Consider the following 361-nt stretch of genomic DNA (forward strand, 5'->3'; position numbering starts at 1 on the left):
TCGACGGGGTGTCCTGGCGAATCCTATTGGAAGACCTCAACATCGCCTGGGCCCAACACCACAACGGCCAACCCATCGCGCTCCCGGCGGGCGGCACCTCATTCGCCCGATGGTCAACACTGCTCGCCGAACACGCGCACGCCGCGACGGTGGTCGACCTTGCGAGGCCATGGCGGCAGGTGGTCGCCGCGTCGGCGCCATTGCCGGCGGCGCTGCCCGCGGTGGATACCTATGCCAGTGCCGGGCGGTTGTCGGTGCAGCTGGACACCGAGACCACCCAAATCCTGCTCGCCGAGGTGCCCACCGCCTTCCACGCCGGCATCCAAGACATCCTGCTCATCGGGTTCGCCCTCGCGCTCGC

Annotated in this window: 1 protein-coding gene; it reads left to right on the forward strand. The window is 68.7% G+C overall.

Annotated elements, in window-relative coordinates; all coding sequences use genetic code 11:
• The coding region (locus BST14_RS28430) for a condensation domain-containing protein (protein WP_142279707.1) at positions 1 to 361 on the forward strand (361 nt) is incomplete at both ends.

Source organism: Mycobacterium arosiense ATCC BAA-1401 = DSM 45069, from assembly GCF_002086125.1.
GTDB lineage: Bacteria > Actinomycetota > Actinomycetes > Mycobacteriales > Mycobacteriaceae > Mycobacterium > Mycobacterium arosiense.